The organism is Citrobacter sp. wls757 (assembly GCF_005280935.1).
GTDB classification, from domain to species: Bacteria; Pseudomonadota; Gammaproteobacteria; order Enterobacterales; family Enterobacteriaceae; genus Citrobacter; species Citrobacter portucalensis.
This window is the reverse complement of sequence record NZ_SZWU01000039.1, coordinates 102,954-109,080: the sequence shown is the minus strand read 5'-3', so window position 1 is coordinate 109,080 and position 6,127 is coordinate 102,954. Positions and strand designations below refer to the sequence as shown.

Here is a 6,127-nt window from a genome sequence, read left to right as displayed (position 1 = left end):
CCGCCGCTGCTGCTGGAGCAGCAGCCTGAGCCGGTGCAGCAGCAGGCGCTGCGCCCGCCACTTCGAAGACCATAATCAGGGAACCGGTAGACACTTTGTCACCCGTGTTGATTTTGATCTCTTTAACGGTACCGGCGAACGGCGCCGGAACTTCCATAGAGGCTTTGTCACCTTCAACGGTGATCAGAGACTGTTCAGCCGCAACGGTGTCGCCCACTTTAACCATGATCTCGGTAACTTCTACTTCGTCGCCGCCGATGTCAGGTACGTGTACGTCTTTCGCCGCAGAGGCAGCAGGTGCTGCTGCCGGAGCTGCTTCTTTCTTCTCTTCTGCCTGAGCAGGTGCAACTGCTGCTGCACCGTCGGCGGAATCGAAAATCATGATCAGTTTGCCGGTCTCAGTTTTGTCGCCAACAGAGACTTTGATCTCTTTAACGATACCCGCCTGAGGGGACGGAACTTCCATAGAGGCTTTGTCGCCTTCTACGGTGATCAGCGACTGTTCAGCTTCAACTTTGTCGCCTACTTTGACCAGGATCTCGGTGATTTCAACTTCATCAGCCCCGATGTCCGGTACATTGATTTCGATAGCCATTATTCTTTTACCTCTTACGCCAGACGCGGGTTAACTTTATCTGCATCGATGTTGAATTTGATGATTGCGTCAGCAACCACTTTCTTATCGATTTCGCCACGTTTAGCCAGTTCGCCCAGGGCCGCTACAACCACGTAGGAAGCATCAACTTCGAAGTGGTGACGCAGGTTTTCACGGCTGTCAGAGCGACCGAAACCGTCAGTACCCAGTACGCGATAATCATCAGCTGGTACATAAGTACGAACCTGTTCGGCAAACAGTTTCATATAGTCAGTAGATGCCACTGCCGGAGCGTCGTTCATCACCTGAGCGATGTACGGAACGCGCGGAGTTTCCAGCGGGTGCAGCATATTCCAGCGCTCACAATCCTGGCCATCACGCGCCAGTTCAGTGAAGGAGGTTACGCTGTAAACGTCAGAACCTACACCGTAGTCGTTCGCCAGGATCTGTGCTGCTTCACGCACGTGACGCAGGATAGAACCGGAGCCCAGCAGTTGAACTTTACCTTTCTTACCTTCGAGGGTTTCGAGTTTGTAGATACCTTTACGGATACCTTCCTCGGCACCTGCTGGCATTGCCGGCATGTGGTAGTTTTCGTTCAGCGTGGTGATGTAGTAGTAAACGTTCTCTTGTTTCTCACCGTACATACGCTCCAGACCATCGTGCATGATGACCGCAACTTCGTACGCGTAAGACGGATCGTAAGAGATACAGTTCGGGATAGTCAGAGACTGAATATGGCTGTGACCATCTTCGTGCTGCAGACCTTCACCGTTCAGCGTAGTACGACCAGAAGTACCACCAATCAGGAAGCCACGAGCCTGTTGGTCGCCTGCCTGCCAGCACAGGTCACCAATACGCTGGAACCCGAACATGGAGTAGTAGATGTAGAACGGGATCATCGGCAGATCGTTGGTGCTGTAAGAAGTCGCAGCAGCCAGCCAGGATGCGCCTGCACCCAGTTCGTTGATACCTTCCTGCAGGATCTGACCTTTCTCGTCTTCTTTGTAGTAAGCAACCTGCTCACGGTCCTGCGGGGTGTACTGCTGACCGTTCGGGCTGTAGATACCAATCTGACGGAACAGACCTTCCATACCGAAAGTACGCGCTTCGTCAGCGATGATCGGAACCAGACGATCTTTGATCGACTTGTTCTTCAGCATCACGTTCAGGGCACGAACGAAAGCGATAGTGGTGGAGATTTCTTTGTTCTGCTCTTCCAGCAGCGCACCGAAGTCTTCCAGAGCTGGCAGTTCCAGCTTCTCGGTGAAGTTCGGCTGACGAGCTGGCAGGTAGCCATGCAGTTTCTGACGCTGAGCGTGCAGATAAGTGTGCTCTTCAGAACCTTCCGGGAAGGTGATGTAAGACAGGTTTTCAACCTGCTCATCGGTCACAGGAACGTTGAAACGGTCGCGGATATAACGCACGCCGTCCATGTTCATTTTCTTAACCTGGTGAGCGATGTTTTTACCTTCAGCAGTGTCACCCATGCCGTAACCTTTGATGGTATGGGCCAGGATTACAGTTGCTCTGCCTTTGGTTTCCTGTGCTTTTTTCAGTGCAGCGTAGACTTTCTTCGGATCGTGACCACCACGGTTCAGAGCCCAAATCTGCTCGTCAGTCCAGTCAGCAACCAGTGCTGCGGTTTCCGGGTATTTACCGAAGAAGTGTTCACGTACGTATGCGCCATCTTTGGATTTGAAGGTCTGGTAGTCGCCGTCAACGGTTTCGTTCATCAGCTGGATCAGTTTACCGCTGGTGTCTTTACGCAGCAGCTCATCCCAACGACCGCCCCACATGACTTTGATAACGTTCCAGCCAGCACCCGCGAAGATGCCTTCCAGTTCGTTAACAATCTTGCCGTTACCGGTTACCGGGCCGTCAAGACGCTGCAGGTTACAGTTGATAACAAAGACCAGGTTGTCCAGTTTTTCACGGGTCGCGATGGTGATCGCACCTTTAGATTCTGGCTCATCCATCTCGCCGTCGCCCAGGAAGGCGTAAACGGTCTGTTTAGAGGTATCTTTCAGGCCACGGTGTTCCAGATATTTCAGGAATTTAGCCTGGTAGATAGCACCGATTGGGCCCAGACCCATAGATACGGTCGGGAACTGCCAGAATTCTGGCATCAGTTTCGGGTGCGGGTAGGAAGACAGGCCTTTGCCATGTACTTCCTGACGGAAGTTGTTCATCTGCTCTTCAGTCAGACGACCTTCCAGGAATGCGCGTGCGTAGATGCCCGGAGAGATGTGACCCTGGAAGTACACCAGATCGCCGCCATCTTGCTCGTTGCGTGCACGGAAGAAGTGGTTGAAGCAAACATCATATACCGTTGCGGAGGACTGGAAGGATGCCATGTGGCCACCCAGCTCGAGGTCCTTTTTAGACGCGCGCAGTACGGTCATGATGGCGTTCCAGCGGATAGCAGAACGAATACGACGTTCCAGCTCCAGATTGCCCGGGTATTCCGGTTCATCTTCAACGGCAATAGTGTTTACATAATTGCTGGCCCCTGCACCTGCCGCTACTTTCACGCCGCCTTTGCGGGCTTCTGAAAGCAGTTGGTCGATCAGATACTGAGCACGCTCAACACCTTCTTCACGGATGACCGATTCGATCGCCTGTAGCCAGTCGCGAGTTTCGATCGGATCCACGTCATTTGGGAAACGTTCTGACATGGGGGTATTCCTTATCTATCTAATACGTTGAGTTATCTGGAACCTGTCCCATTACGTTCTCGTCAGAGAGCGTAATAAGACAGGTTCTGCGTTTAGTTGCCGCGCACTTTATATGGCGCTTGATTTACAACATCTTCTGGTTAACGTTCTGCCAGAAAAATCACTAATTCTTTCGTTGCTCCAGACGGCGTAAGGCGCGTTCACGACGGCTTTCCTCACGGCTTCTGTCCAGCAGAATCTCTTCGATAAAGGCCAGGTGACGATGAGACGCTTCACGCGCTTCTTCAGGCTTCCCGGCGATAATTGCTTCAAAGATACGGGTACGATGACTGCTTACCAGCGGCAGCATTTCACGACGCGCATACAGCAATTCGAAGTTTTGCCGAACGTTCTGGGCCAACATCGGCTCCATACACCTTAGCAAATGGAGCAGCACTACATTGTGTGCCGCTTCGGTGACAGCAATTTGATACTGAAGTACCGCATCAGATTCGCCGTCAAGATCGCCGGACTGTTGCGCAAGCTCGATTGCATGGTGGAGTTCACGGATACGCGTTTTGTCTTCATCCGTGCTGCGCAGTGCAGCGTAATAAGCTGCAATACCTTCCAACGCATGGCGCGTTTCAAGCAGGTCAAACTGGGATTCAGGATGGTCGGAGAGCAGCTCTACCAGTGGGTCGCTAAAGCTCTGCCACAGGCTGCTCTGAACAAAAGTGCCACCGCCCTGACGACGAAGCAGTAAGCCCTTCGCTTCAAGGCGTTGGATCGCCTCGCGTAAGGAGGGGCGGGAGACGTCGAACTGTTTTGCCAGCTCGCGTTCCGGTGGGAGTTTTTCTCCGGGGCGAAGTGTCCCCTCAAGAATTAAAAACTCCAGCTGCTGCTCAATCACATCGGAGAGTTTTGGTTGGCGGATTTTGCTGTAGGCCATGATTTCCTGTCTTAAGCCATTTGCCCGGAGTCAATTGGTCTTACCAATTTCATGTTCTTGACGCTAAAGTAACAAAGTATTCACCTTCTGTCCATACAGGTTTTGATTGAAATCAGTAAAGGAGGCATATTTTAACAACATTACAGAAATAACGTTTCAAACATGTAACTATGCACAAATGTTAAATTTACCCACCTCGGGGTAGTTTTAACGGAATTGAAACGAAAAATTATCTCATCTGAACCGATTCACCTGCTTATTTATCGATATATCAACCACTATTAATGAATAGAAATTCAAAATGGAAATTTTGTGGTAGATAAACTCGCATTTACAAATGGTTTCTTTTTATTCAACTCGTCATCTTCCCCGCATAAAGCAGGTGCATTCGCGCTCGCATATCATTATTCTGATCAAGACAAAAGTATTAAGGCAACATTTTATCAAAAGCATCTGTAAACAAATTAATACAACAAACGGAATTGCAAACTTACACACGCATTGCTGCGTAGTTCAAAAAATAAGCACTCGAAATATGAAGAGTAAAACCACACACGAGGTTTCATGATGGAAAGTCAACAGCATGGCGATCAGCTCAAGCGCGGCCTTAAGAACCGCCATATACAGCTAATCGCACTGGGTGGCGCGATTGGTACCGGGTTATTCCTCGGTAGCGCATCCGTTATCCAGTCTGCAGGACCGGGTATTATTCTGGGTTACGCTATTGCCGGCTTTATCGCCTTTTTGATTATGCGTCAGTTAGGTGAAATGGTGGTTGAAGAGCCCGTTGCAGGCTCATTTAGTCACTTTGCTTATAAATACTGGGGCGGTTTCGCGGGGTTCTCTTCCGGCTGGAACTATTGGGTGCTGTACGTGCTGGTTGCCATGGCTGAGCTAACTGCCGTGGGTAAATACATCCAGTTCTGGTACCCGGAGATCCCAACATGGGTGTCTGCGGCTGCCTTCTTTGTGCTGATCAACGCCATCAACCTGACCAACGTGAAAGTGTTTGGTGAGATGGAGTTCTGGTTCGCCATTATTAAAGTCATTGCCGTCGTAGCGATGATCCTGTTCGGCGGCTGGTTACTGTTTAGCGGTAACGGCGGCCCGCAGGCCAGCGTCAGCAACCTGTGGGACCAGGGAGGCTTCCTGCCGCATGGCTTCACCGGTCTGGTGATGATGATGGCTATTATCATGTTCTCTTTCGGTGGGCTGGAGCTGGTCGGGATCACCGCAGCAGAAGCGGATAACCCGGAGCAAAGCATCCCCAAAGCGACTAACCAGGTTATCTACCGTATCCTGATTTTCTATGTGGGTTCGCTGGCGGTTCTGCTTTCCCTGATGCCGTGGACGCGTGTCACGGCGGATACCAGCCCGTTTGTCCTTATTTTCCACGAGCTGGGCGACACCTTTGTTGCTAATGCCCTGAACATCGTAGTGCTGACTGCCGCCCTTTCTGTCTATAACAGCTGCGTATACTGCAACAGCCGTATGCTGTTCGGTCTGGCACAGCAGGGCAATGCGCCGAAAGCGCTGATGAACGTCGACAAACGCGGTGTACCGGTGAACACCATTCTGGTTTCCGCACTGGTGACGGCTCTGTGTGTGCTGATCAACTACCTGGCACCGGAATCCGCCTTTGGCCTGCTGATGGCGCTGGTGGTTTCCGCACTGGTGATCAACTGGGCAATGATTAGCCTGGCACACATGAAGTTCCGCAAAGCCAAACAGCAGCAGGGTGTTACCACCCGCTTCCCGGCGCTGCTCTATCCGCTGGGTAACTGGGTGTGCCTGATTTTCATGGCTGCAGTACTGGTGATTATGCTGATGACGCCGGGCATGGCGATCTCGGTGTACTTAATCCCTGTATGGATTGCTATTCTTGGCATCGGCTACTTGTGCAAACAGAAAACAGCCGGCGCGGTT

4 protein-coding genes are annotated in these 6,127 nt (G+C 51.4%); 1 reads left to right on the top strand and 3 read right to left on the bottom strand.

Annotation, left to right across the window (positions count from 1 at the left end; all coding sequences use genetic code 11):
* The 3 genes from FDW94_RS24125 to pdhR form a co-directional block, all read right to left on the bottom strand.
* Positions 1 to 595, bottom strand: a 595-nt coding sequence (locus tag FDW94_RS24125; RefSeq protein WP_283205069.1) for a biotin/lipoyl-containing protein, incomplete at its 3' end; no start/stop codon positions are given.
* 14 nt (positions 596 to 609) lie between these two features.
* A complete protein-coding gene (gene aceE, locus FDW94_RS11065; protein WP_048236129.1) occupies positions 610 to 3,273 on the bottom strand; it encodes a pyruvate dehydrogenase (acetyl-transferring), homodimeric type in 2,664 nt (887 codons plus the stop codon).
* A 163-nt stretch (positions 3,274 to 3,436) separates the two neighbouring features.
* Complete coding sequence (gene pdhR, locus FDW94_RS11060; RefSeq protein ID WP_003018699.1) at positions 3,437 to 4,201, bottom strand: pyruvate dehydrogenase complex transcriptional repressor PdhR; 765 nt, start codon at positions 4,199 to 4,201, stop codon at positions 3,437 to 3,439.
* A gap of 564 nt (positions 4,202 to 4,765) precedes the next feature.
* Between pdhR and aroP the strand changes: the two genes are divergently transcribed.
* Positions 4,766 to 6,127 (top strand): aromatic amino acid transporter AroP (aroP, locus tag FDW94_RS11050; protein WP_170974234.1); only part of this gene is annotated, 1,362 nt, incomplete at its 3' end.